At 64.9% G+C, this 23,524-nt stretch carries 20 protein-coding genes; 13 read left to right on the top strand and 7 right to left on the bottom strand.

All coding sequences use genetic code 11. The features are described 5' to 3' along the window. The first annotated feature begins 397 nt into the window (after positions 1-397). From EN861_RS33530 to lpdA, 4 genes are all read left to right on the top strand, one after another. The gene (locus tag EN861_RS33530) at positions 398-1,630 is read left to right on the top strand and encodes a 3-methyl-2-oxobutanoate dehydrogenase (2-methylpropanoyl-transferring) subunit alpha (protein WP_127873612.1); all 1,233 of its coding nucleotides are present in this window, start codon (positions 398-400) and stop codon (positions 1,628-1,630) included. Between the two features lie 3 nt (positions 1,631-1,633). Continuing rightward, positions 1,634-2,647, top strand: a complete 1,014-nt coding sequence (locus tag EN861_RS33525) for an alpha-ketoacid dehydrogenase subunit beta (protein WP_127873611.1) — start codon at positions 1,634-1,636, stop codon at positions 2,645-2,647. Positions 2,648-2,658: 11 nt separating this feature from the next. After that, a complete protein-coding gene (locus EN861_RS33520; protein WP_127873610.1) occupies positions 2,659-3,981 on the top strand; it encodes a dihydrolipoamide acetyltransferase family protein in 1,323 nt (440 codons plus the stop codon). A 239-nt stretch (positions 3,982-4,220) separates the two neighbouring features. Beyond that, on the top strand, positions 4,221-5,615 hold the full coding sequence (gene lpdA / locus EN861_RS33510; RefSeq protein ID WP_135867734.1) for a dihydrolipoyl dehydrogenase: 1,395 nt from the start codon (positions 4,221-4,223) through the stop codon (positions 5,613-5,615). A 58-nt stretch (positions 5,616-5,673) separates the two neighbouring features. Here the strand turns inward: lpdA and EN861_RS33505 are convergent, their stop codons facing one another. Further along, complete coding sequence (locus EN861_RS33505; RefSeq protein ID WP_127873608.1) at positions 5,674-6,777, bottom strand: saccharopine dehydrogenase family protein; 1,104 nt, start codon at positions 6,775-6,777, stop codon at positions 5,674-5,676. A 121-nt stretch (positions 6,778-6,898) separates the two neighbouring features. On the opposite strand from EN861_RS33505, the gene EN861_RS33500 reads away from it, so the two are divergent. Continuing rightward, positions 6,899-7,327: an Lrp/AsnC family transcriptional regulator gene (locus EN861_RS33500; RefSeq protein WP_127278168.1), complete on the top strand. Its 429-nt coding sequence runs from the start codon at positions 6,899-6,901 to the stop codon at positions 7,325-7,327. A gap of 446 nt (positions 7,328-7,773) precedes the next feature. Here EN861_RS33500 and EN861_RS33495 read toward each other — a convergent pair whose 3' ends face one another. The 3 genes from EN861_RS33495 to EN861_RS33485 all read right to left on the bottom strand — a co-directional run bounded on the left by EN861_RS33495 (position 7,774) and on the right by EN861_RS33485 (position 10,768). Then, the gene (locus tag EN861_RS33495; RefSeq protein WP_127278167.1) at positions 7,774-9,144 is read right to left on the bottom strand and encodes an ATP-binding protein; all 1,371 of its coding nucleotides are present in this window, start codon (positions 9,142-9,144) and stop codon (positions 7,774-7,776) included. A 47-nt stretch (positions 9,145-9,191) separates the two neighbouring features. Continuing rightward, positions 9,192-9,875: a winged helix-turn-helix domain-containing protein gene (locus EN861_RS33490; RefSeq protein WP_135867733.1), complete on the bottom strand. Its 684-nt coding sequence runs from the start codon at positions 9,873-9,875 to the stop codon at positions 9,192-9,194. A gap of 107 nt (positions 9,876-9,982) precedes the next feature. Next, positions 9,983-10,768 (bottom strand): hypothetical protein, encoded by a 786-nt coding sequence (locus EN861_RS33485; RefSeq protein ID WP_135867732.1) that lies wholly within the window; start codon positions 10,766-10,768, stop codon positions 9,983-9,985. A gap of 234 nt (positions 10,769-11,002) precedes the next feature. Between EN861_RS33485 and EN861_RS33480 the strand changes: the two genes are divergently transcribed. After that, positions 11,003-11,638, top strand: coding sequence for an isoprenylcysteine carboxylmethyltransferase family protein (locus EN861_RS33480; RefSeq protein WP_135867731.1), 636 nt, complete (start codon positions 11,003-11,005; stop codon positions 11,636-11,638). A 4-nt stretch (positions 11,639-11,642) separates the two neighbouring features. Here the strand turns inward: EN861_RS33480 and EN861_RS33475 are convergent, their stop codons facing one another. After that, positions 11,643-12,128 (bottom strand): hypothetical protein, encoded by a 486-nt coding sequence (locus EN861_RS33475; protein WP_127873604.1) that lies wholly within the window; start codon positions 12,126-12,128, stop codon positions 11,643-11,645. Between the two features lie 219 nt (positions 12,129-12,347). Between EN861_RS33475 and EN861_RS33470 the strand changes: the two genes are divergently transcribed. Next, on the top strand, positions 12,348-12,713 hold the full coding sequence (locus tag EN861_RS33470; protein ID WP_127873603.1) for a RidA family protein: 366 nt from the start codon (positions 12,348-12,350) through the stop codon (positions 12,711-12,713). 30 nt (positions 12,714-12,743) lie between these two features. Further along, positions 12,744-13,979 (top strand): amidohydrolase/deacetylase family metallohydrolase, encoded by a 1,236-nt coding sequence (locus EN861_RS33465; protein WP_135867730.1) that lies wholly within the window; start codon positions 12,744-12,746, stop codon positions 13,977-13,979. A gap of 194 nt (positions 13,980-14,173) precedes the next feature. On the opposite strand, the gene EN861_RS33455 is transcribed toward EN861_RS33465, so the two are convergent. Together EN861_RS33455 and EN861_RS33450 are read right to left on the bottom strand one after the other, a co-directional pair. Then, entirely contained in the window at positions 14,174-15,964 is a 1,791-nt protein-coding gene (locus EN861_RS33455; protein WP_135867736.1) for an NAD(P)/FAD-dependent oxidoreductase, read from the bottom strand. A gap of 173 nt (positions 15,965-16,137) precedes the next feature. Then, positions 16,138-17,076, bottom strand: coding sequence for a MurR/RpiR family transcriptional regulator (locus EN861_RS33450; protein WP_135867729.1), 939 nt, complete (start codon positions 17,074-17,076; stop codon positions 16,138-16,140). Positions 17,077-17,390: 314 nt separating this feature from the next. Between EN861_RS33450 and EN861_RS33445 the strand changes: the two genes are divergently transcribed. From EN861_RS33445 to EN861_RS33415, 5 genes are all read left to right on the top strand, one after another. After that, a complete protein-coding gene (locus EN861_RS33445) occupies positions 17,391-18,218 on the top strand; it encodes an ABC transporter ATP-binding protein (RefSeq protein WP_135867728.1) in 828 nt (275 codons plus the stop codon). Then, a complete protein-coding gene (locus tag EN861_RS33440; RefSeq protein WP_135867727.1) occupies positions 18,215-19,057 on the top strand; it encodes an ABC transporter permease in 843 nt (280 codons plus the stop codon). The genes EN861_RS33445 and EN861_RS33440 overlap by 4 nt, the downstream gene beginning before the upstream one ends. A gap of 67 nt (positions 19,058-19,124) precedes the next feature. Further along, positions 19,125-20,288, top strand: coding sequence for an ABC transporter substrate-binding protein (locus EN861_RS33435; RefSeq protein ID WP_135867726.1), 1,164 nt, complete (start codon positions 19,125-19,127; stop codon positions 20,286-20,288). Between the two features lie 264 nt (positions 20,289-20,552). Then, entirely contained in the window at positions 20,553-21,641 is a 1,089-nt protein-coding gene (locus EN861_RS33425; RefSeq protein WP_135867725.1) for a Gfo/Idh/MocA family oxidoreductase, read from the top strand. 315 nt (positions 21,642-21,956) lie between these two features. Beyond that, a complete protein-coding gene (locus EN861_RS33415) occupies positions 21,957-23,393 on the top strand; it encodes an amidase (protein WP_135867724.1) in 1,437 nt (478 codons plus the stop codon). The last annotated feature ends 131 nt before the right edge of the window (positions 23,394-23,524 follow it).

The following is a 23,524-nucleotide window of genomic DNA, read 5'->3' as shown; positions in this document are numbered from 1 at the left end:
GGTGCGTCCGCAATCCAGCCCAATGGGCTGAATTGCCGCCTGAAACTCCAAACCAGAACCCATTCCCGCTCAAAAAGCGGCGATCCGCTCCCCACAGCAATCTCTCAGCTAACTGCGCAACAGCCCCACAAGGGGAGAAGGAAGGTCGCTTCTGGCCCCGCCTTCTAAAAATACCTCCTCTTGCGGCAACCTGCCCGCAACCATTCGCCAAATTGCGTGCCGCCGCTCAACATCGACAAGAAATTTCGCGGACATATCTTCATCTTGAGCGCGGGAGGCCGGATCGGCCGGCGTGGCCGGAACCGATGCCGAAGGGCTTGCCGGGCGAATTCGCACTGGCCTGGAGGCACGGATGTGCAAATATCCGCACCCAGGCAACATTGGAGGATCTGAGGTCATGGCCGATGCTGGGATGTTGCGGTTCCACGTTCCGGAGCCGGAAGTGCGGCCGGGCGGCACGCCTGATTTCTCCAACGTGACCATCGCCGGGGCCGGCTCGGTGCCGCGCCCCGACATCGATGTCGATCCACGCACCATCCGCGACATGGCCTTCTCGATCATCCGCGTGCTCAACCGCGATGGCGAGGCGGTCGGGCCGTGGGCCGGGCTGCTTTCCAGCGAGGAATTGCTGGAAGGCCTGCGCAACATGATGACGCTGCGGACCTTCGATGCGCGCATGCAGATGGCGCAGAGGCAAGGCAAGACGTCCTTCTACATGCAGCATCTCGGTGAAGAAGCGGTGAGCTGCGCCTTCCGCAAGGCGCTGGCGCCCGGCGACATGAATTTTCCGACCTATCGGCAGGCCGGACTGCTGATCGCCGACGGCTATCCGATGGTCACGATGATGAACCAGATCTATTCCAACGAGGCCGACCCGCTGAAGGGCCGGCAGCTGCCGATCATGTATTCGTCGAAGGAGCACGGCTTCTTCTCCATCTCCGGCAATCTGGCGACGCAGTATATCCAGGCGGTCGGCTGGGCGATGGCCTCGGCGATCTCGAACGATTCGCGCATCGCCGCGGCCTGGATCGGCGACGGCTCGACGGCGGAATCGGATTTCCATTCGGCGCTGGTGTTCGCTTCCACCTACAAGGCGCCGGTGGTGCTCAACGTCGTCAACAACCAGTGGGCGATCTCGACCTTCCAGGGCATTGCGCGCGGTGGCTCGGGCACCTTCGCGGCGCGCGGGCTCGGCTTCGGCATCCCGTCGCTGCGCGTCGACGGCAACGACTATCTCGCCGTCCACGCGGTAGCCAAGTGGGCAGCCGAGCGGGCCCGCAGCAATCTCGGACCGACGCTGGTCGAATACGTCACCTACCGCGCCGGCGCCCATTCCAGTTCGGACGACCCCTCCGCCTACCGGCCGAAGACCGAGTCCGACGCCTGGCCGCTCGGCGACCCAGTCATGCGGCTGAAGAACCATCTCATCAAGCTCGGCGTCTGGTCGGACGAGCGGCACGCGCAGGCCGAGGCCGAAATCCTCGACACGGTCATCGCGGCGCAGAAGGAGGCGGAAAGCCACGGCACGCTGCATGCCGGCGGCAAGCCGTCGACGCGCGAGATGTTCGAGGGCGTGTTCGCCGAGATGCCGCCCCATCTCAGACACCAACGCCAGCAGGCGGGAGTCTGACCCATGCCAAGACGGACCATGATCGAGGCCATTCGCGACGCCATGGACGTGTCGATGGAGCGCGACAGCAAAGTCGTCGTGTTCGGCGAGGATGTCGGCTTCTTCGGCGGCGTCTTCCGCTGCACCCAAGGCCTGCAGGCAAAGTACGGCAAGAGCCGGTGCTTCGACGCGCCGATCAACGAATCGGGCATTGTCGGCTCGGCCATCGGCATGGCCGCCTATGGCCTGAAGCCGTGCGTCGAAATTCAGTTTGCCGACTACATGTATCCGGCCTACGACCAGCTGACCCAGGAAGCGGCGCGGCTGCGTTATCGCTCCAATGGCGACTTCACTTGCCCGATCGTGGTGCGCATGCCGACGGGCGGCGGCATCTTCGGAGGCCAGACGCACAGCCAGAGCCCGGAAGCGCTGTTCACCCATGTGTCGGGCCTGAAGACGGTGGTGCCGTCCAATCCGCATGACGCCAAGGGCCTGCTGATCGCGGCGATCGAGGACCCCGACCCGGTGATCTTCCTCGAGCCGAAGCGGCTCTACAACGGTCCGTTCGACGGCCATCACGATCGGCCGGTGACGCCATGGTCGAAGCACGAGCTCGGCGAGGTCGCCGACGGCCATTATACCGTGCCGCTCGGCAAGGCGGCGATCCGCAGGGCGGGTACGGCTGTCACGGTGCTCGCCTACGGCACCATGGTCTATGTCGCCCAGGCCGCGGCCGCGGAAACCGGCATCGACGCCGAGATCATCGATCTCAGGACGCTGCTGCCGCTCGACCTCGACACGATCGTGGCCTCGGTGAAGAAGACCGGACGTTGCGTCGTCGTGCACGAGGCGACGCTGACCTCCGGTTTCGGCGCCGAACTCTCGGCGCTGGTGCAGGAAAACTGCTTCTACCAACTGGAGGCGCCGGTGGCCCGCGTCGCCGGCTGGGACACGCCCTATCCGCACGCGCAGGAGTGGGAGTATTTTCCGGGGCCCGCGCGCGTCGGCCGTGCCCTCATCGAAACATTGGAAGCTTAGGGAGGCCTGAGATGGGCGAACACATCATCAAGCTGCCCGATGTCGGCGAGGGCGTCGCCGAGGCGGAACTCGTCGAATGGCATGTGAAGATCGGCGACATCGTGCGCGAGGACACGGTGCTTGCCGCGGTCATGACCGACAAGGCGACGGTCGAAATCCCGTCGCCGGTCGATGGCGAGATCCTGTGGCTGGGCGCGGAGATCGGCGACACGGTGGCGATCGGTTCGCCAATCGTGCGGCTGAAGGTGGCGGGCGAGGGCAATGTGAAGGCCGCCGGCAAAGAAGCGGAACCAACCGCAGAGGCCGAAGCGCCCGCCAAGCTGCCGAGCCCGAAACCCGAAACCGCACCGTCGCCCAAGGTGGCAAAACCCGCCGAGGCACCGGTGAAACCCGCATCGCCTGCCGAGAAGACCACTGCACGGGCCTCTGCCGGCGCGCCGCGCCCGGAAGGCGAGAAGCCGCTGGCGTCGCCAGCCGTCCGCTTGCGGGCGAAAGAGGCCGGCATCGATCTCAGGCAGGTTACCGGAAGCGGCCCCGCCGGCCGCATCGGCCACGAAGACATCGAGGCGTTCCTGGCGCGCGGGCCGCAACTGGCCAAGACATCGGGTCTCGCCAGCAACGATGCGATCGAGGACATCAAACTGGTCGGCCTGCGGCGAAAGATCGCCGAGAAGATGACGCTGTCCAAGTCGCGCATCCCGCACATCACCTATGTCGAGGAGATCGACGTCACCCCGTTGGAGGAATTGCGCGCCGCGCTCAACAAGGAAAAGCGGCCGGCCAAGGGAGGCGCGGAGAGGCCCAAGCTGACGCTGCTGCCGTTCCTGATGCGGGCGATGGTCAAGGCCATCGCGGACCAGCCTCAACTCAATTCGCTGTTCGACGACGAGGCCGGCATCATCCACCAGCATGGCGGCATCCATATCGGCATCGCCGCGCAGACGCCGTCGGGGCTGGTGGTGCCTGTCGTCAAGCATGCCGAGGCGCGCGACATCTGGGATTGCGGCGCCGAGGTCGCCAGGCTGGCCGAGGCGGCCAAGTCGGGCACTGCGACCCGTGACGACCTGTCCGGGTCGACCATCACCATCACCTCGCTCGGCGCCATGGGCGGCGTGGCGACCACGCCGGTCATCAATCATCCGGAGGTCGCGATCATCGGCGTCAACAAGATGATGGTGCGGCCCGTGTGGGACGGCACACAGTTCATCCCGCGCAAGATGATGAACCTGTCGTCGAGCTTCGACCACCGCGTCATCGACGGCTGGGACGCGGCGGTGTTCGTGCAGCGGATCAAGGCGCTGCTGGAAACGCCGGCGCTGATTTTCGTGGATTAGAGGGGCGGCGGAATGACCGAGATGACTGCGGGACAGCGCCCCCCTCTGCCTTGCCAGGCATCTCCCCCACAAGGGGGGAGATGGGACGTCACGCCGGGTTTCGCCAATCTCTATCATCGCAAGAATGAGCGAAGCGACGAAGCTGCCAATCTCCCCCCTCGTGGGGGAGATGTCCGGCAGGACAGAGGGGGGCGTGAAGAATCTCGACGGAGCATTCCCTCGGGTCGAAGGGTCACATCATGAAAGAAATCTCCTGCAAGCTGCTCGTCATCGGCGCCGGTCCGGGCGGCTATGTCTGCGCCATTCGTGCCGGTCAGCTCGGCGTCGATACGGTGATCGTCGAGGCCGGCAAGCCCGGCGGCACCTGCCTCAATGTCGGCTGCATCCCCTCAAAGGCCCTGATCCACGCGGCGGAGGAGTTCGAGAAGGTCGCGCACATGGCCGGCGGCAAGAGCCCGCTCGGCATTTCGGTCACGGCACCGGTGCTCGATCTCGCCAGGACCGTGGCCTGGAAGGACGGGATCGTCAGCCGGCTCAACAGCGGCGTTGCCGGCCTGCTCAAGAAAGCCGGGGTGAAGACCGTGCAGGGCTGGGCGACCTTTCGCGACGGCAAGACCGTCGAGGTCGAGACCGAGACGGGAAGCCAGGTGATCCGGGCCGAGACGATCGTCATCGCGACGGGCTCGGCGCCGGTCGAACTGTCTTTCCTTCCGTTTGGCGGGCCTGTCATTTCCTCCACGGAAGCCCTGGCGCTGAGCGAAGTGCCCAAGAAACTCGCGGTCGTCGGTGGCGGCTATATCGGGCTGGAGCTCGGCATGGCCTTTGCCAAGATGGGCGCCGAGGTGACCGTGGTCGAAGCCCTGCCGCGCGTGCTGGCGCAGTATGATTCGGAACTGACCGGGCCCGTGGTCAAACGGCTCGCCGCGCTCGGCATTGAGGTGATGACAGGCGCCAAGGCCAAGGGCCTGTCGACGAAGGGCGACGCGCTGCTGGTCGAGACATCCGACGGCAAGAGCGGCAAGGTCGCCGCGGACAAGATCCTGGTGACGGTCGGCCGCAAGCCGGTGACCGAGGGCTGGGGGCTCGAGCAGATCGATCTCGACACGGCCGGAAAATTCATCAGGATCGACGACCAGTGCCGCACCTCGATGCGCGGCGTCTTCGCCATCGGCGACGTCACCGGCGAGCCGATGCTGGCGCACCGGGCAATGGCGCAGGGCGAGATGGTTGCCGAGATCGTCGCCGGCCACAAGCGCAACTGGGACAAGCGCTCGATCCCCGCCGTCTGCTTCACCGATCCCGAGCTGGTGACGGCGGGCCTGTCGCCGGAAGAGGCCAAGGGCCAGGGCGAGGTCAAGATCGGCATGTTCCCCTTCGCCGCCAATGGCCGCGCGATGACCAAGCTCGGCGAAGACGGGTTCGTCCGCGTCGTGGCGCGCGCCGACAATCACCTGGTGCTCGGCATCCAGGCGGTCGGCCAGGGCGTGTCGGAACTGTCGGCGGCGTTTGGGCTGGCGCTGGAAATGGGAGCGCGGCTGGAGGACATCGCCGGAACGATCCATGCCCACCCGACGCAGGGCGAGGGGTTCCAGGAAGCGGCGCTGAAGGCGCTGGGGCACGCGCTGCATATTTGAGCGCGGCGTTGGTCTTTCCTTCTCCCCTTGTGGGAGAAGGAAGAAAGGCTGGCGCTCTTCACCCCGCCAGCCGGCTTACCATATCGTGCTGGGCATAGGCGCGGCCGAAGCGGTTGGCGAGGAAGGCGTCGAGCGCGATCTCCTCCTGCTTGACGAAGCCTGTCCCCGGCAGCGAGCCGTCAGCCAGCATGTCGAGCACGGCGCAGATTCCGGAAGCCGTGGTGATCTGGATGGCGCTGCGCACCGTCTGGCCGACCCGCCTGGAGTAGATCTTGTTGGCGTAGGTCTCCTGCAGCAGACGGCCTTGTCTGCGGCCACTGACGGTGACGAAGACGATGACCACGTCCTGCAGCGTCGCCGGCAAAGCACTTTCGAAAATGTCCTTCAACACGTCGCGGCGATGGCGCAGGCCGAGATCGTTGAGCAGCGCCTTCATGATCGCGGCATGGCCGGGATAGCGGATGGTGCGGTAGTTCAGCGTGCGCACCTTGCCCTTCAGCGTCTCGGCCAAGGTGCCGAGCCCGCCGGAGGTGTTGAACGCCTCGTAGGTGACGCCGTCGAGCGAGAACTCCTCGCGCTCTTCCAGCGGCGGCACTTCGACCAGCTCGCCTTCGACGATCGCCTCGCAAGGCTCGCAATATTCGTTGATGACGCCGTCGGTGCTCCAGGTCAGATTGTAGTTCAGCGCGTTGGACGGGTATTGCGGCAGCGCGCCGACGCGCATGCGCACGCTTTCCAGCGTGTCGAAGCGGCTGGCGAGGTCGTTGGCGACGATCGAGATGAAGCCCGGCGCCAGCCCGCATTGCGGGATGAAGGCGCTCTTGGCGGAACGGGCCAGTTCCTTGACGCGCCTGGTCGAGACGACATCCTCGGTGAGGTCGAGATAATGCACGCCGGCGCTGGCCGCCGCCTCGGCGATGCGCGTGGTGAGATGGAAGGGGGCGGCGCTCAGCACCGCGAACTTGCCGGTGAGCGCCGCCTCGAGCGCACCGACCGCCGCGATGTCGAGTTCGAGCGTCTCGACGCTATCGGGCACCTCGGCAGCAGTGAGCTGTGCCGCCGAGCGGTCGACGAGGGTGACCTGGTAGTCGCCCGTTTCAGCAAGCATTTCGGCGATGGTCGAGCCGATCTTGCCGGCCCCGACGATAACGATTTTGTTCATGGTCAAATTCCCCTGCGATCCGCGTTTGCCGGAATCATCGCAGCTTGCCTGTCGAAAGGAAGCGTGGAATCCTGCAATGTGAACCCTATCTTTTGTCGAATTGCCGAAAGGATTCGTCGAAATGCTCAGTGATGCCGAACAGGCCCTGCTTTCGCTGCTGCGCGCCAACGCGCGCGCCTCGACGGCCGAACTGGCGCGCCAGCTCGGCGTGTCGCGCACGACGGTGCAAAGCCGGATCGAGCGGCTGGAGCAGCGCGGCATCATCACGGGCTATGGCGTCAGGCTGTCGCCGGACTATGAGCAGGGGCTAGTCAGGGCACATGTGCTGCTCACCGTCACGCCCAAGCTCGCCGACAAAGTGGTGCGCGCCCTGCAGGCGCTGCCGCCGGTCAGGACACTGCACTCCGTCAGCGGCAATTTCGACATGATCGTCATCGTCGACGCGCCGTCGATCCGCGACCTCGACACGCTCCTCGACCAGATCGGCGCCATGGAGGGGGTCGAACGGACGTCGTCGTCGATCATCCTGTCGACGCGGATCGACAGGTGAGTACTCAGGACTCGGGCTCCTCGCTCCCGCCAGAGGCGCTAAGCATGCGCGCATTTCCGGGCGGCTGGTAGCGGCGATCGCGTGGCATGACGGCTTAGCGCGTGAATTGTCTTGTGCCGCGCTGGTCGACCCCCACTCCGTCTCGGCTTCGCCGAGCCACTTGCCGGGGCGAGCCACCGGTCTCGCCCGTCCTTCGGACCCCCCGATCGACGGGGGAGAGGAAAGGCGCCAGGCCTTTTTAGCCGTCAACGCGCGTCCAGCAACGCTCCCTTCCTTTCCCTCCGGAGGGGGGAAAGGTGGCGCTGCGAAGCAGCGACGGATTGGGGGAACCACGTGGCAATCAAGCCTCGGGCCGATCACGCCAGTCACAGAAGATGTGTTCATAGCGTAGCCAAAGCGGGGGCGAGGAACCCAAGCTGGCCTGGCCAGCACCGGCAATTTGTCGGCTAAGCCGTAGCTACGGGAAAACTCACCACCACGGCGAGGCCGGGCTTACGGTCCTCAAGCGCGATGGTCGCGCCGTGCAGATCGGCGATGGCCCGGACGAGGCTGAGGCCAAGGCCGCTGCCGGGCGTCGACCGGCTGTGATCCAGCCGGTAGAGCCGCTGAAACACTTTTTCGCGCTCGCCCGGAGGAATACCGGGGCCATTGTCGGCGACGCTGGCAAGGACACGCTCGCCCCGGCGCGTCACCGTCAGGTTGATGGTCGTGCCGGGAGGGCAATGGCGCAGCGCGTTCTCGACCAGATTGGCGAACATCTGCGTCAACAGTTCCCGGTCGCCATGGACCCGGTCCACCATTTCGTTCAGCTGCGTGGGCGACAGCACCTTCCCGTCATCCTCGGCCACGTCGGTGTAGATCTCGGCGATGGTCCGCAGGATCTCGCCGAGATCGACATCGGTGAAGCGCGCCTTGCGCGCGCCGGCCTCGATCTGGGCGATCCGCAGCAGCGCATCGAAAGTCTCGTTGATCTGGTGGCCTTCGGAACGCGCGTCGGCCAGATCGTCGGAGACGTCTTGGCGCCGCGCGGCCTTGTCGGCGGCGCTCTCCAGGATCATCTGCAGCCGGTTGAGCGGCGTCTTCAAATCGTGCGCGATGTCGGCGCTGACCTGCTTCATGCCTTCGACCAGCGCCGACAGGCGATCGAGCGCGTCATTGACCTGGCTGGAGACGATGTCGATGTCGTCGTCCTTGCCGGTCAGCGGGATGCGGGTATCCAGCCGGCCATGCGAGACGTCGACCATCGTGGCGGCAATGCCGTCGAGGCGGCGCTGGACGCGCGAGGCGAGCAGGGCGCCGCCGGTGACGGCCAGGCCGGTGATGATCAGGGTCGCCCAGCCGAAGCTCATCAGCATGATCGTTTCCAGCTCCTCCGTCTCGGAGAGGCTGAAGGCGACGGTCAAGGTGTTGGCGCCGACCGAACCGGAATAGGCGCGGTATTCGGTGTCCGGGGGCAGGCCAGGCATCTCGGCGCCGAACATCGAGAAGCCGTCGGGAAGCCCGGCCGCGGTGAAGTTGCCGGCCAGGCGGTTACCGGCCGAGTCGGTCAGCGAAAACAGCTGCTCCTTCTTCGGGCTGCGCGTGGCGTGGCTCTCCACGGTCTCGACCAGCTCCTTGGGATCGTTGTCGGCATAGGCTGAGGCGATGACTGCGTAGGTTTCCTTGATGGTGTCGTCAAGCTGCTCGGCGAGATCGGCGCTCATCATCTGGTAGACGATGGCGCCCGCCAGCACGAAGGCCAGCATGAACAGGAAGGCGAATGTCAGGGCAAGCCGGAACGGCGTGCTGCGCAGCAGGCGGGTCCAGGTGGCGGTCATCTGAAGTTCGCGGTCATGGGAAATTCGCGGTCATCGGGATATCGCGATCACTGGGAAAGCGGCGCGTGCAGACTGTAGCCGGTGTTGCGGATGGTATGGATGAGCTGGGTTTCGAACGGCTTGTCGACCTTGGCCCGCAACCGGCTGATATGGGTTTCGACGACACTGGTCTTGGGATCGAAATGAAAATCCCAGACGCGCTCCAGAAGCATGGTGCGGGTGATGACGCGGCCCTCGCCGCGCATCAGCACCTCCAGCAGGCTGAACTCCCTCGGCTGCAGGTCGATCGGCTGGCCCTGCCTGACGACGCGCCGCATGATGAGGTCCATCTCCAGGTCGGCAACCTTCAACACCGTCTTCTGCTCCTGCGCCGCCGGCCGCCGGCCGAGCGCATTGATGCGGGCGAGCAGCTCGGAAAAGGCGAAGGGCTTGACCAGATAGTCGTCGCCGCCGGCCTCGAGGCCCTCGACGCGGTCGTCGATGCCGCCGACGGAGGTGAGGAAGATCGCCGGCGTGCGCACGCCCGCGGCGCGGACCGCCTTGACCATCGACAGGCCGTCGAGGCCGGGGATCATGCGGTCGGCGATGATCACGTCGTAGGCGCCGCTGGTCGCCGCGAAAAGCGCGTCATGACCGTCGCGCAGGAGGTCGCAGACATGGCCGGCCTCGGTCAGCCCCCTGACGACGTAATCGGCCGTCCTTTGGTCGTCCTCGACAAGAAGAAGTCGCATCGCTGTTCCGGTTGATTGCCGATGTCGGGGGCAGGCTATCACCGGCACGGGTTGGTTCCTAGGACCGCGGTGAAGCTGGCCGATCCCGCGGCGCTCGCCGCCTGGGTTCAATCCGAGTCCAGCAACATCTCGTCGAGCTCGTCGGCATTCTTTCTCAGCGTCATGTAGAGAACCAGGGCGACGATGCAGCCGAGGAAGACCAGGCTGGTGAAGGTGGTGCCGAAGCCGAGGCCGCCATATTCGACGGGCTGCGACAGCCAATCGCCGAAGGACGCGCCAAGCGGCCGCGTCAGGATGTAGGCGAGCCAGAAGGCCAGGATGCCGTCCAGACGGAGCAGATAGTAGGCGAGAGCGATGAGCGCGATGACGCCGCCGAACAGCAGGCCCGTGGTCAGATAGCCCATGTCGAAGCTCTCGGCGACCAGATCGCCGGCGGCGGTGCCGAGCGAGAAGGTGAAGAGGATCGCCAGCCAGTAGAAGATCTCGCGCCGGGTCGTGAAGATGGTGTGGATCGACAGCGTCCGTTCGGCTGCGTACCAGACCGCGAACGTCGCCGCGAGCACCACGGAAAAGGCAATCGTGGTGGTCTGCAGGCGCACGCCGAACGTGTCGACGAGATTGTCGGTGATCAGCGTGCCGACGACGCTGATCAGCACCACCGCCAGCCAGTAGGCCCAGGGCACGTAGCGCTTCTGCGCGAACTGGGCGACAAGGGCGATGACGAGGACGCCGGTCATGATCAGCGAGGTGACGGTCAGTCCGAGCCCGAGATTGACGGCGAGATAGTCGGCCGCCGTCTCGCCCATGGTGACGGCCATCAGCTTGATCAGCCAGAAATCGAGAGTGACGTCGGGAACCCTGTTTTGGTTTGGTGCGGTGGGAAGCGCGAGCATGGCAGATATCCCGATGTCGATGGTTGCGGTGGCGATCCGGCATCCGGACAATAGGCAAGCGGCTTCACCCCAGCCTGTCCGCTGGCATACAAATTCGTAAGGATCGCCGTCGTTGACGCAAAAGGCCTTTACGAAAGCCTCGCGGTGCGCTGATAGAAGGCGAGCGCCTTGTATCCGCCATCAATGGCGTGCCCCAGTGGCCGGGCTCGCACGGAGCGCCCCAGGAAAACCCGAATGACCTACGCCTCCCTCAAGCCGGTTTCGAAGGCTTTCGATCAGCGCAAGCGGCTGATTTTCATCCGCATCGCGGCGGCGCTGGCGGTGCTGCTCCTGTTCCTGACCAAACCGGCGCTCAGCGAAGGCTCGGATGGGCACGAAACGCTCGAACTGGTCGGCTTCTGCCTGGTGCTGATCTGCGTCGTCGGCCGGCTGTGGAGCATCCTCTATGTCGGCGGCAAGAAGAATGAGGAGCTGGTTTCGACGGGACCGTTCTCGATGAGCCAGAACCCGCTCTACTTCTTCTCGACGGTCGGCGCGGTCGGCATCGGCCTGCTCTACGGCTCGCTGGTGGCCGCCGCCGCCCTTGGCGTTGCCAGCTTCCTCATCTTCCGCGTCACGGCGCGCAAGGAAGCCGAATATCTCCTGGGCAAGTTCGGCGCGGCCTATACAGCCTATATCAAGGCGACGCCCCGGTTCTGGCCGAACCCGCTGCTCTACCGCGACAATGACGAGCTGCGGTTCTCGACGCGCGCGCTGCGGCGCACCTTCTTTGACGGACTCTATTTCCTCGCCATCTTCCCGGCCATCGAGCTTATCGAGTATTTGCGGGAGACCGGCGTGATGTTCCCGGCCTTCGTCACGCTTTACTGATCGGCTAGCCGCCCAGCGGATAGGGCATGTAGCCGACGAAGCCTGATATCTTCCAGTTCGCCCCGACCTTCCGGCAGAAATACAGCGTCTGCCATTTCAGCCGGTCGACGCTGCCATCCGCCTTGGCGACGCTGCCGTCGAACTTCTTGTGCAGCACGGCGCGGTCGCCGTCGACATCGATGTCGCGCAGATTGGTGACGCGAAACAGCGCCTCGCGCAGCGGCTCGGCGAATTTGGTCGCCGCCGTCTCCTTGGCCTGGCGCAGCCACTCGTCGCGATAGATTTCCAGCCTGGGGAATTGCAGCCGCCAGGCATCGGCGTTGGCTAGGAAATGCGCGTGCATGCCAAAGAAGCTCTCGGCGACGAAGTCGTTCTCGACCATGGACCAGTCCTGGCCGATGAAGGCGTCGATGTCGCGCCGCACCAGCATCTCCCACAGCGCGTGGCGGTCGGCGTCGCCTGAAGGAAACGGGTTCTTGTCGAAGGTCATTGTCGGGGTCTCCGTCTCGCAAGGGCGTCTGTCCGTCGTGGCGTCGAGCCCGTCCGGCAAGCGCGTACGATGCAAGCGCTTCTGTAATAAAGCAACACGGATTTCGAAGAATGTTGCTTTCCAACAAAGCCCCTATCGGGATCGCCCCGATCGCGGTAAATCTCCCCCCAAAGCGGGTGCCGCCTCGGTGCCTCGCCGCGTCATCGGAGGAGCCATCCCGTGCCCAAGCAGACTTTTGGAACGTCCCACGTGCCGCTGTCGCCCGCCGTGCGGGCCGGCGATTTCGTCTTTATCTCGGGCCAGGTTCCGGTCGGCGGCGACGGCATCGTGGTCAAGGGTGGCATCACGGAACAGACCGAGCAGGTGCTCGCCAACGTCAAGGCCGCGCTGGCGCTGGCCGGCTGCACGATGGACGACGTGGTCAAGACCACTGTCTGGCTGGAGGATGCGCGCGACTTCGGTGCCTTCAACGCGGTCTATGCCAGGCATTTTCCAAAGAATCCGCCGGCGCGAACCACGGTCGAATCGCGGCTGATGATCGACATCAAGATCGAAGTCGAGGCCGTCGCGTACAGGCCGGCCTGAAAGACGAAGCAACAAGGCGGAGGCATCTCCATGCAATTCGACCTCCTGCTGAAGGGCGGACGGCTGATCGATCCGGCGTCCGGCATCGACGCACCACGCGATGTCGCCATCGCCAATGGCCGAGTCGCCGCGGTCGACGCCGACATCCCCGTGACCAGCGCCGCGCAGGTGGTCGATGCGACCGGTTGCATCGTCGCGCCCGGTCTCGTCGACCTGCACAGCCACGTCTATTGGGGCGGCACCTCGCTCGGCGTCGATGCCGACCGGCTCGCCGCGAAAAGCGGAACCACCACCTTCATCGATGCCGGCAGCGCCGGTGCGGGCAATTTTCTCGGCTTCCGCCGCCATGTCATGGAGCGCTCGAAGGTGCGCATCCTGGCCTATGTCAACATTTCCTTTGCCGGCATTTTCGGCTTCTCGCAGACGGTGTCGGTCGGCGAATGCAGCGATCTCCGGCTTTGCGAGCCGCGCGAGGTGGTGGCCGCGGCGCGCGAGCACGCCGACGTCGTGGTCGGCGTCAAGGTCCGCTCCGGCAAGCATGCAGGCGGCACCAGCGGCATCGCGCCGGTGGATCTGGCGCTGGAGGCCGCCGACAAAGCCGGACTGCCGCTGATGGCGCATATAGATGAGCCGCCACCCGGCCGCTCCGAAGTGCTGCCGCGCCTGCGCCGGGGCGACATCCTCACCCATTGCTTCCGGCCGTTTCCCAACGCGCCGGTCTTCGCTTCCGGCGCGGTGCGGCCCGACATGCGGCTGGCGCGCGAACGCGGCGTCATCTTCGATCTCGGCCATGGCATGGGTTCGTTCGACTTCGACGTCGCGCGCGCCATGCTGGCCGAGGGGCTGGCGCCCGACGTCATTTCGAGCGACGTGCATCTCTACTGCGTCGACGGGCCGGCCTTCGACATTCTGGTCTGCATGTCGAAGCTGATGGCGCTCGGCATGCCGGTGGCCGAGGTCTTGCGCGCGGCGACGCAAGCGCCGGCGCGGGCGATCGCCCGGCCGGACCTCGGCACGCTGGCGGTCGGTACCGTCGGCGACGTCGCCGTGCTGCGGCAACGCCCAGGCCGCTTCACCTTCGTCGATGCGGTTGGCGCCTCGCTCACCGCCGATCAGCGGCTGGTATCGGAAGGCATCGTCATCGGCGGCACCTGGTGGCCGAACGAAGCGGTCAACGATGTCGGCGAAACCGAGCGTTTCGCGGCGCATGCGCGACATACGCATGTCGAGGTGGCGGCCCGGCATTTCGGGCACCGGCATGAATGATCAGCCAATCTCCCCCTCGTGGGGGAGATGCCCGGCAGGGCAGAGGGGGGCGCGAAGGAACGCAAACCCTGGCCATCCTGCGACCTGCAAAGAACCTGTGCCAAGCGCAATTGCAATCGGCTGAGAGGCCGGCGGGACAGCGCCCCCCTCTGGCCTGCCGGCCATCTCCCCCACGAGGGGGGAGATCAGCAGCTTCACTGCCTGGCGTTACTAGGCTTGCCATAAACCGGCGTATCGATCCCTTCCATCCGCGCCTTGATCTGCAGCGCGACATACTTCGAATAAAATCGCGACAGGGCCAGATTGCCGCCGTGGAACCATAGGGCTTCCTGTGCGGTCGGTTTCCACATGTTGCGCAATTCGCCTTGCCAGGGGCCGGGGTCGCCCTTGACGCCGGAGCCGAGGCCCCAGCAGGGGCCGACCTTGTCGGCGACCTCGCGCGAGACAAGCGCCGCCACATTCTCGTTCATCGACTGGTAGCCGGTGCAGGCGACGATGGCGTCGGCCTCGAGTTCGCTGCCGTCCTCGAACAGGATGCCTTTCGGCGTCAGTGATTTGATGGCGACGCCGCTGCGGATGCCGACCTTGCCGTCGATGATCAGGTCCGAAGCCCCGACATCGATGTAGTAACCGGAGCCGGTGCGGTAGGCCTTCATCAGCAGGCCGGTTTCGTCGTCGCCGAAATCCAGCGCGAAACCTGAAGCGGCGAGCCGTTCATAGAAAGCGGCGTCGCGCGCGCGGATGACGTCGTAGAGCGCGCGCTGGCCCTTGGGCACCAGCGCGAACGGCGTCGAGGCGACGATCATGTCGGCCTTTTCGGTGGTGATGCCGCGCGCCAGCGCATCCTCCGAAAAGATCTCGAAGCCGACCTGCATCAGCGTGTCCGACTTGACCACGGTGGTCGGCGAGCGCTGGATCATGGTGACGTCGGCGCCGCTCTCCCAGAGATCGACGCAGACGTCATGCCCGGAGCTGGCCGCGCCGATGACAGCGACCTTTTTGCCGCGGAATTTCTCGCCACTGGCATACTGGCTGGAATGCAGCAGTTCGCCCTTGAACTGGTCCGCGCCGGGCAGCTCGATCTTGCGCGGCGGACCATAGGCGCCGGTGGCAAAGACGATATGCTTCGGCTTCAGCGTGATGCGCTGGCCGACGCGATCGACCACCACGGTCCATTCTTTCTCCGCCTCGTCGTAACTGGCGCTGAGGCACCTGGTGGCGACCCAGTAATTCAGCTCCATGACGCGCGTGTACATTTCCAGCCAGTCGCCCATCTTGTCCTTGGGCGTGAAGACGGGCCAGTTGTCGGGGAAGGGAATGTAAGGCAGATGGTCGTACCAGACCGGATCGTGCAGCACGAGGGTGCGATAGCGGTTGCGCCAGGAATCGCCCGGCCTTGCGTTCTTCTCGATAATAATGGTGGGCACGCCGAGCTGACGCAGCCGTGCGCCGAGCATGATGCCGCCCTGGCCGCCGCCGATGACCAGGCAATAGGGCTGCTCCGAGACGCCGAGCTCGCGCGTCTCGCGTGCCCGCGCCTCCGACCAAGTCTCGCGCTGGGGGTCGGCCTTGTGGCGTACGCCGAGCGGCCGCGCCGGTCCCTTGCGCTCCTCGAACCCCCTGAGGTCGGTCATCGCCGTGAACAGGGTGCGGCAGCGCCCATCGCGCAGCCGCATGATGCCCTGGCCGGAAGCCACGGCGGTCTCGAAGGTGAACCAGGCTTCGATCGTGCCTTCGTCCGAGGTCGCCTCGCCAGTGATCCGCCATGCCGTTGGCTTGGTGGTCGCCAGCGTTGACTTGAGCATGGCGATAATGGCCTCGCGGCCTTCCATCGTCGTGACGTTCCAGGTGAAGGTCAGCAGGTCGCGCCAGTAGCAATCGTCGACGAAGAGGTTGGCCGCGGCGAGCGCATCGCCGGCTGCCAGCGCTTGCGCCAGGGAGTCGAGCCATGCGGTGGCCTGTTTCGTCGGTGCTATTTCGAGCATTTCTTCCCTCTTTCTTCTTCCTTCTCCCCTTGTGGGAGAAGGTGGATCGGCGCGCAGCGCCGAGACGGATGAGGGGTGCGCCACGGGGTGCCGTCGGTGCCAAGCTGGAACACCCCTCATCCGTCGCCTTCGGCGACACCTTCTCCCACAAGGGGAGAAGGAAGAACGCCTCATCAATCTCCGAGCGGCTCCATTTCCTTGCCCGTGCGGTGGATCTGGGCGTTGTACTTGATGCGGCGGACCGTCTCGCGGGCGGAGCCGTCGAGCTTGTAGGCCGAGGCCACCGCCAAAAGGTCGATCATTGCCAGGAAGGCATAGCGCGAGGCGGTCGGCTTCAGCGTGTCGGGATATTCGGGCACGGCGACCGTCAGCCTGACGTCGCAGGCGCGGGCGAGCTCGGTGTCGGGCGCCGTCACGGCGATCCCGTTGGCGCGGTAGTGCTTGGCGAGTTCGACGGCCTCGATCACTTCGCGCGTTCGCCCGGTCGCCGAGATGGCGATCACCAGGTCGCCAGGCTTCAGCGTCGAGGCGGTCATGCGCATCAGATAGGGGTCGCATTGGGCGCTGATCGAGATGCCATAGCGAAACAGCCGGTACTGGGTTTCCTGCGCCAGCGCCGAAGAGCTGCCGCCGAGCCCGAACACGGTGACCTGCCGGGCCCGGGCGATCAGCTCGGCTGCCTTTTCCAGCTCACCCGGATCGAGCTGCCGCTCGGCCTCCTGCAGTGCCCGGCGCGCTTCGCCGAACACCGCGTTCCAGAACGGCATGCCGGTGTCGCCCTCCCTGGCCGGCGAGGTGTCCAGATAGAGCGCGCCGACGACGAGGCTCTGTGCCAGCTTCAGTTTGAAGTCGCGCACGCCCTCGCAGCCGATGGCGCGGCAGAAACGGGTCACCGTCGGCTCGCTGACGCCGGCGCGCTGGGCAAGGGCGGCGTTGGAGGCGTCGACGGCGTATTTGACATTTTCGAGCACGACATCGGCGACGCGGCGTTCGGCCGGGCGCAATTCCGCGTAGGAATCCTTGACGAGCGAGATGATGTCGGGAATGCGCCGGACAGGCTCGCCCCCGGCTCCCTCTTCGTCCGCGATCGGATGGCTGGCAGCTTCGGTCATGAAGGCGGTCTTCCCTAGCCCGTTTTCGACCTGACCTCTTATCATGTTTGCACGCCGTCGTTCCATGCGCCCGGCACTGTTGCAACCGATGCGTGCCGCAAGGACGGCACCGCGTGCGCTTGTCTAACTATGTAGGAAAGCAACACGGATTTCAAGGCAAAGAAAATATCATAAAAACAACCGGCTAACACATATCCTAGATTCTGATGATACGCTTACCACCACCGGCGCTTGACAGCAAAGTAGGATAGTTACACACTGATTTCTGGCAGTCTGATGACCTATTGGATCATCACGCAATCTCCGAGGGGCGGATGAACGCGGGCGAAGCAACAACGCCGAAGCTTGGCGTGCAGGCAGCGACCAAGATCTATCACACGGCGTCAGGCGACCTCCTGGCGCTGGACCGCTGCAGCCTCGACGTCAGGGCCAATGAAATCGTCTCGATCGTCGGCCCGTCGGGCTGTGGCAAGACCACGCTGCTGTGGTCAATGTCGGGCTTGCACAGCCTGACCAGCGGCGAAATCCGGCTCGACGGCAAGGCGATCACCGGGCCGCATCCCGATATCGGTATCGTTTTCCAGGAAGCCAACCTTTTGCCGTGGCGCAATCTCGACGCCAACATCCGCTTTCCCTTCGAGATCAAGGGCGAAAAACCCGACCGCGCCTGGATCGCGCATCTCCTGAACCGCGTCGGTCTCGACGGCTTCGGCGGGAAGTTCCCGCGCGAGCTCTCGGGCGGCATGCAGCAGCGGGCTGCGATCGTGCGGGCGCTGGCGCTGAAGCCTTCGGTGCTGTTGATGGACGAGCCGTTCGGCGCGCTCGACAGCTTTACCCGCGAGGAGATGAACCGGCTGGTCGAGGAGATCTGGCTCGACACCAAGACCACCATCGTCTTCATCACCCACTCGATCGAGGAAGCGATTTTTCTCTCCGACCGCGTGGTCGTGCTGAGCGCGCGGCCGGGCAAAGTCGCCAAGGAATATCGCGTGCCGTTCGCGCGGCCGCGTTCGCTGGAGATCATGGCGACGAAGGAGGTTTTCGACCTCACCAACCGGATCAAGATGGACATTGTCGGCGAGCGCACCAGGCCGAAGGCGCCGGAACGCCCGAGTGCCGAGATCGTGAGGATCAGGCCGTGAGCGACGCCATTCCCGAATTCTCCAAGTCGAAATCAGGTGATGGACAGGATGTCAGCCTGAGCAACCTTTCGGCCTTCGCCAGTGGCCCCGGCATCAAGTCGGGCAAGGAGGTGGCGGCCATCCTCGCCGTCGCCGTCATCATCATCGGCGGCATCGAACTGGCGCTGCGGCTGTTTCACGTGCCGCTCTACATCATGCCGCCGCCGAGCTCGATCGGCTATGCGCTGTTCGACGAGTTTCCGCTGATCGCGCCGCATCTTGGCTACACGCTGGTCGAGCTGGTGTCCGGCTTTGCCATCGGCGCGGTGATCGGGCTGGTGCTCTCCGCCGTCATCACCCAGTTCCCCTTCGCGGAAAAGATCGTCGCGCCCTACATATTGCTGCTCGTCACCACGCCGATGCTGGCGCTGGTGCCGCTTTTGATCCTGCGCTTCGGTTTCGGCTACACGCCGCGTATCATCGCGGTGGCGCTGGCAGCCGGGCCGATGGTGATGATCAACGCCGCCACCGGCTTCCGCCGCGTCGACAGCGCCAAGATCGCGCTGGCACGATCCTACGGCGCCAGCACCTTGCAGATCTTCTGGAAGATCCGCGCGCCGATGGCGCTGCCGATGATCCTGGTCGGGCTGATGATCGGCGCCATCTTCGGCCTGCTCACGGCGGTCGGCGCCGAGATGGTCGGCGGCGGCTTCGGCCTCGGCAACCGGCTCACCACCTATTCGTCGATGATCCAGATGCCGCAATTCTTCGCCGTGGTGCTGATCCTGTCGATGCTGGGCATCCTGATCTACGTGCTGTTCTTCCTCATCGGCAAGAAATGGGCGAGCTGGGAGGCTTGAAGCAGAGGGCAATGACCGCGCCCCGGAGACGGGCGACTGACCAACATCAAACAAAAAGGGGAATGCCATGACCAACGACAATTTCATCCACAAGGCGGGAATGAGCCGCCGTACCTTCCTGCAGGTCACCGGCGCCGGGTTGGTGACGGCGACCGCGCTCGGCGCGTCGGGCCTCGAGGCCAAGGCCGAGGCCTATGGAAAATTCACCTGGATCTCGCCGCGCGGCACGCTCGAAGTGCTCGACGACTATCCCTACTGGGCGGCCAAGAAGGCCGGCTATTTCGATGGGCTCGACACCGACATGCAGCCGGGACCGTCCGACGGCACGGCAACGGTGAAGTTCGTCGATGTCGGCCAGGCCGACATGGGCTTTCCCTCGCCCGGCGTGTTCTCCTTCGCCATCCAGAACGGCATGAAGCTGAAGTCGGTGTTCCACATGGGCGCGCGCGACACGTTCTCCATCGCCTTCCGCAAGGGCGAGGGCTCGAACGACCTGAAGAAGCTCGAAGGCAAGACCATCCTGCTCGGTTCCGCCGCCTGGCAGTCGATCACCGATCCGCTGCTGGCCGCGCAAGGCGTCGACATCAAGAAGGTCAAATATGTCGAGGCCGGTTGGCCGACCTGGGGCACCGCGCTTGCCGGCGGCCAGGGCGACGCGGCGCTGTCATGGGAAGGCTTGCGCGCAGAATGGATCGCCAAGGGTCTCGACTTCGAATACTGGCTCGGCGTGAAGAACTCCAAGCTGCCCGCCAACACCTTCGTCGTGCGCGCCGCCGACCTCGCCGATCCCGACAAGAAGGCATTCCTGGAAAAGTACCTGCGCGGCTGGGCGATGGGCCTGGAGTTCGGGTATCAAAATCCGCGCGCGGCGGTCGAGGCGGTGTTCGAGCAGTTCCCGACGCTGGCCAAGAATCTCGGGCCGGAACTCGGCACCACCTCGATCCTGCAGCAGATCAACGTCTTCCGTGGCGACATGGACAAGCGCGGCGGCTGGGGCTCGCACGACATGGCGAGCTGGCAGGGCTTCTTCGACGAGATCCACAAGATCGGCCAGATCACCAATCCGGTGAAGGCCGAGGATGTCTGCACCAACGACCTGATCCCGGCCGCTAACGACTTCGACAAGGCCAAGGTCAAGGCTGATGCCGACGGCGTCAAACTGTCGGAAGGCTTCGCCGCGCTCGATGTCGAGAAGATCAAGGCGCATCTGTTCGATTCGGCGGTGAAGTAGCACCGGCAATTGCCGAAGTCGGCGCCGCCCCTCACCTGCCTGCCGGCATCCTCTCCCCGTATAGTGACGGGGAGAGGGGCGCTCGCGTCGATGATTTCGCCAATCGCTAACGTTGCGGCCAGCTACTTTCTCCCCGTCACTATACGGGGAGAAATGCCCGGCAGGGCAATGAGGGGCGGCGCCAACCTGGCGTGATTTGCTCTGGACGAAGCAACAAGGGCGGCAGCGCGCCGCGCACGATTCAATCAGGAACGGGAGGCAGTAGTGGCCGACAAGGTAAAAGTGCTGGTGGTGGGTCTCGGCAATATGGGTGCGTCGCACGCCAGCGCCTATCACCGCTCCGAGGGTTTTCAGATCGTCGGCATCATGAGCCGCTCGATCAAGAGCAACACCAAGATCCCAGCCGAACTTGCCGGCTATCCGCTCTACGAAGATTTCGACGTGGCGCTGAAGGAGACCAAGCCGGACGCCGTCTCGATCAACAGCTGGCCCAACACGCATGCCGAATACGCGCTGAAGGCGATCGCGGCCAACTGCCATGTGTTCATGGAAAAGCCGCTCGCGACCAACATCCAGGATGCCGAGAAGGTGGTGGCCGCCGCGCGGGCGAAAAACCGCAAGCTGGTGCTCGGCTATATCCTGCGCGTCCATCCCTCGTGGATCAAATTCATCGAGGTCGGCAAAACGTTGGGAAAGCCGCTGGTGATGCGCCTCAACCTCAACCAGCAGAGCAGCGGCAGCGCGTGGCACTGGCACAAGAACCTGATCGATTCGCTGATCCCGATCGTCGATTGCGGCGTGCACTATGTCGACGTCATGTGCCAGCTGACCGGCGCGAAGCCGGTCCGCGTGCACGGCATCGGCGCCAAATTGTGGGCAGAGGCCGACAAGCAGAATTACGGCCACCTGCACGTCACCTTCGACGACGGCTCGGTCGGCTGGTACGAGGCCGGCTGGGGGCCGATGATGAGCGAGACGGCCTATTTCGTGAAGGACGTCGTCGGGCCGAAGGGTGCGGTGTCGATCGTCGCCGGGCAAGCCGCCAGCACCGCTTCCGACGCTGAAGTGTCGAACTCCGCCGACATCGATCGCCACACCAAGACCGATGCGCTCAAGATCCACTATGCCGCGGTCGACGGCGACAAGAATTTCAAGAAACCGGACGAGATCGTCAGCATGGAGGACGAGCCCGGCCATCAGGAATTGTGCGACCGCGAGCAGGCCTTCTTCCTGAGCGCTATCCGCGAGGACCTCGATCTGACCGAGCAGATGGACGCGGCGGTCAACAGCTTGCGCATCGTGCTCGCGGCGGAACAGAGCATCGAGCTGGGGCGGACGGTCGAGCTGGGCTGACGCAAATCCGGCCGCTGGCGCTGGAGGAGGTGCCGGCACGGCCTGATCTTCCAGGGCAAAGATTGGAGCCTCCACAGGGACAATCGTTTCAGGTTCGCGCTGCCCCTCATTGCCCTGCCGGGCATTTCTCCCCGTATAGGGACGGGGAGAAAAACGCGGTCGCTGATGATTTCGCCAATCACCAGCGTTGCAGAAAGAGCGCCGACGATCGCGACAGCCTCCTTCTCCCCGTCACTATACGGGGAGAAGGTGCCGGCAGGCGGATGAGGGGCAGTGCCAACGTCGGCAATTGGCATCGAGAATTGGGAGAGAGACATGATCACCGACAGCCTGTTGAAAACCTACGCCGAGTCCGATGCGCTCGGCCTGGCCAGCTTGGTGCGTGGCGGCCAGGTTTCGCCGGCGGAGCTGGTCGAGGCGGCGATCACACTGGTCGAGCGGTTGAATCCGGCGCTTAACGCAGTCATCCACCGCCTCTACGACATGGCGCGCGCCCAGGCGCGGACAGTCGACACATCGGCACCCTTTGCCGGCGTACCATTCCTGCTCAAGGAACTGGCCTCGTCCTGGAAAGGCGCGCCGAACACCAATTCCTGCCTCTATCTGAAAGACGTCGTCGCCGACTTCGACACCGAAGTCGTTCGCCGCATGAAGGCGGCGGGACTGGTGCTGGTCGGCAAGTCGAACGCGCCCGAAAACGGCTGGTCGATCACGACGGAGCCAAAACTCTACGGCACGACGAAGAACCCGTGGAAGGAAGGCATCACGCCCGGTGGATCGAGCGGCGGCGCGGCGGCGGCCATCGCCTCGCGCATGGTGCCGATCGCGGAAGCAAGCGACGGCGCCGGCTCGATCCGCATTCCCGCCTCCTGTTGTGGCATTGTGGGCCTGAAGCCGTCGCGTGGCCGCGTCAGCCTCGCGCCATTCGGCGACTATTGGTATGGCGGCGCCTATTTTCTCTGCTGCTCGCGCACGGTGCGCGACACGGCGGCCTATCTCGACGCCGTCGCCGGCGCGTTGCCCGGCGAGCCCTATACGCCGCCGGTGCCGGATGCGTCCTGGCTCAGCCTGTCGGCGAGCGCGCCGAAGAGATTGCGCATCGGCTTCACCGTCACGCCGCCCAACGGCACGGCCATGGATCCGGAGGTGAAGGCTGCGGTGCTGGCGACCGTGGCGACGTTGGAGCGGCTTGGCCATGATGTCGACGAGCACGACATGCCGCTCGATGCCAACGGCGTGTGGACGACCTACACCAACATGACCTGCGTGCAGACGGCGGCGACCTTCGACTATCTCGAAACGGTGATCGGCCGGCCGGTAACGCCTGGCGATGTCGAGGCGGTGACCTGGGCGATCATCGAGCGCGGCCGCGCCACCAGCGGCATCAGGCACATCTGCGATGTCGAGCAGCTCAGGCAGGTCGGCCGCGACATTGTCGGCGACCTCAATGGCTATGATCTTTTCGTCACGCCCACCTTGACGCAATTGCCGCGCCCGTTCGGCTATTACGACATGTCGGAGACGGACATCGACCGCTACAACGCCAAATGGACGGACGCCGTCTTTGCCTTCCCGTTCAACATTTCAGGCCAGCCAGCGATCTCGCTGCCGCTCGGCTGGTCGAAAGGCGGCGTGCCGATCGGCGTGCAGCTGGTCGGCCGCTACGGCGACGAGGCGACAGTGCTGGCGGCGTCGGCGCAGCTCGAAGAGGAAATGCCTTGGAGGGACAGGCGGCCGCCGGTGAGTGCTTAGCAGCCAAGGGCCTAAGCATCGGCGTTCGCGCTCTACGGCGCCCCCCTCTGGCCTGCCGGCCATCTCCCCCACGGGTGGGGAGATTGGCGGCTTCGGCGCCGGCTCCTCTTCTTGCCATGTTGAAGATTGGC

The organism is Mesorhizobium sp. M8A.F.Ca.ET.218.01.1.1 (assembly GCF_004791165.1).
In the GTDB taxonomy this organism is placed as follows: Bacteria; Pseudomonadota; Alphaproteobacteria; order Rhizobiales; family Rhizobiaceae; genus Mesorhizobium.
Note: the sequence above shows the minus strand (reverse complement) of the source record. Positions and strands in the feature narration are given on the sequence as shown.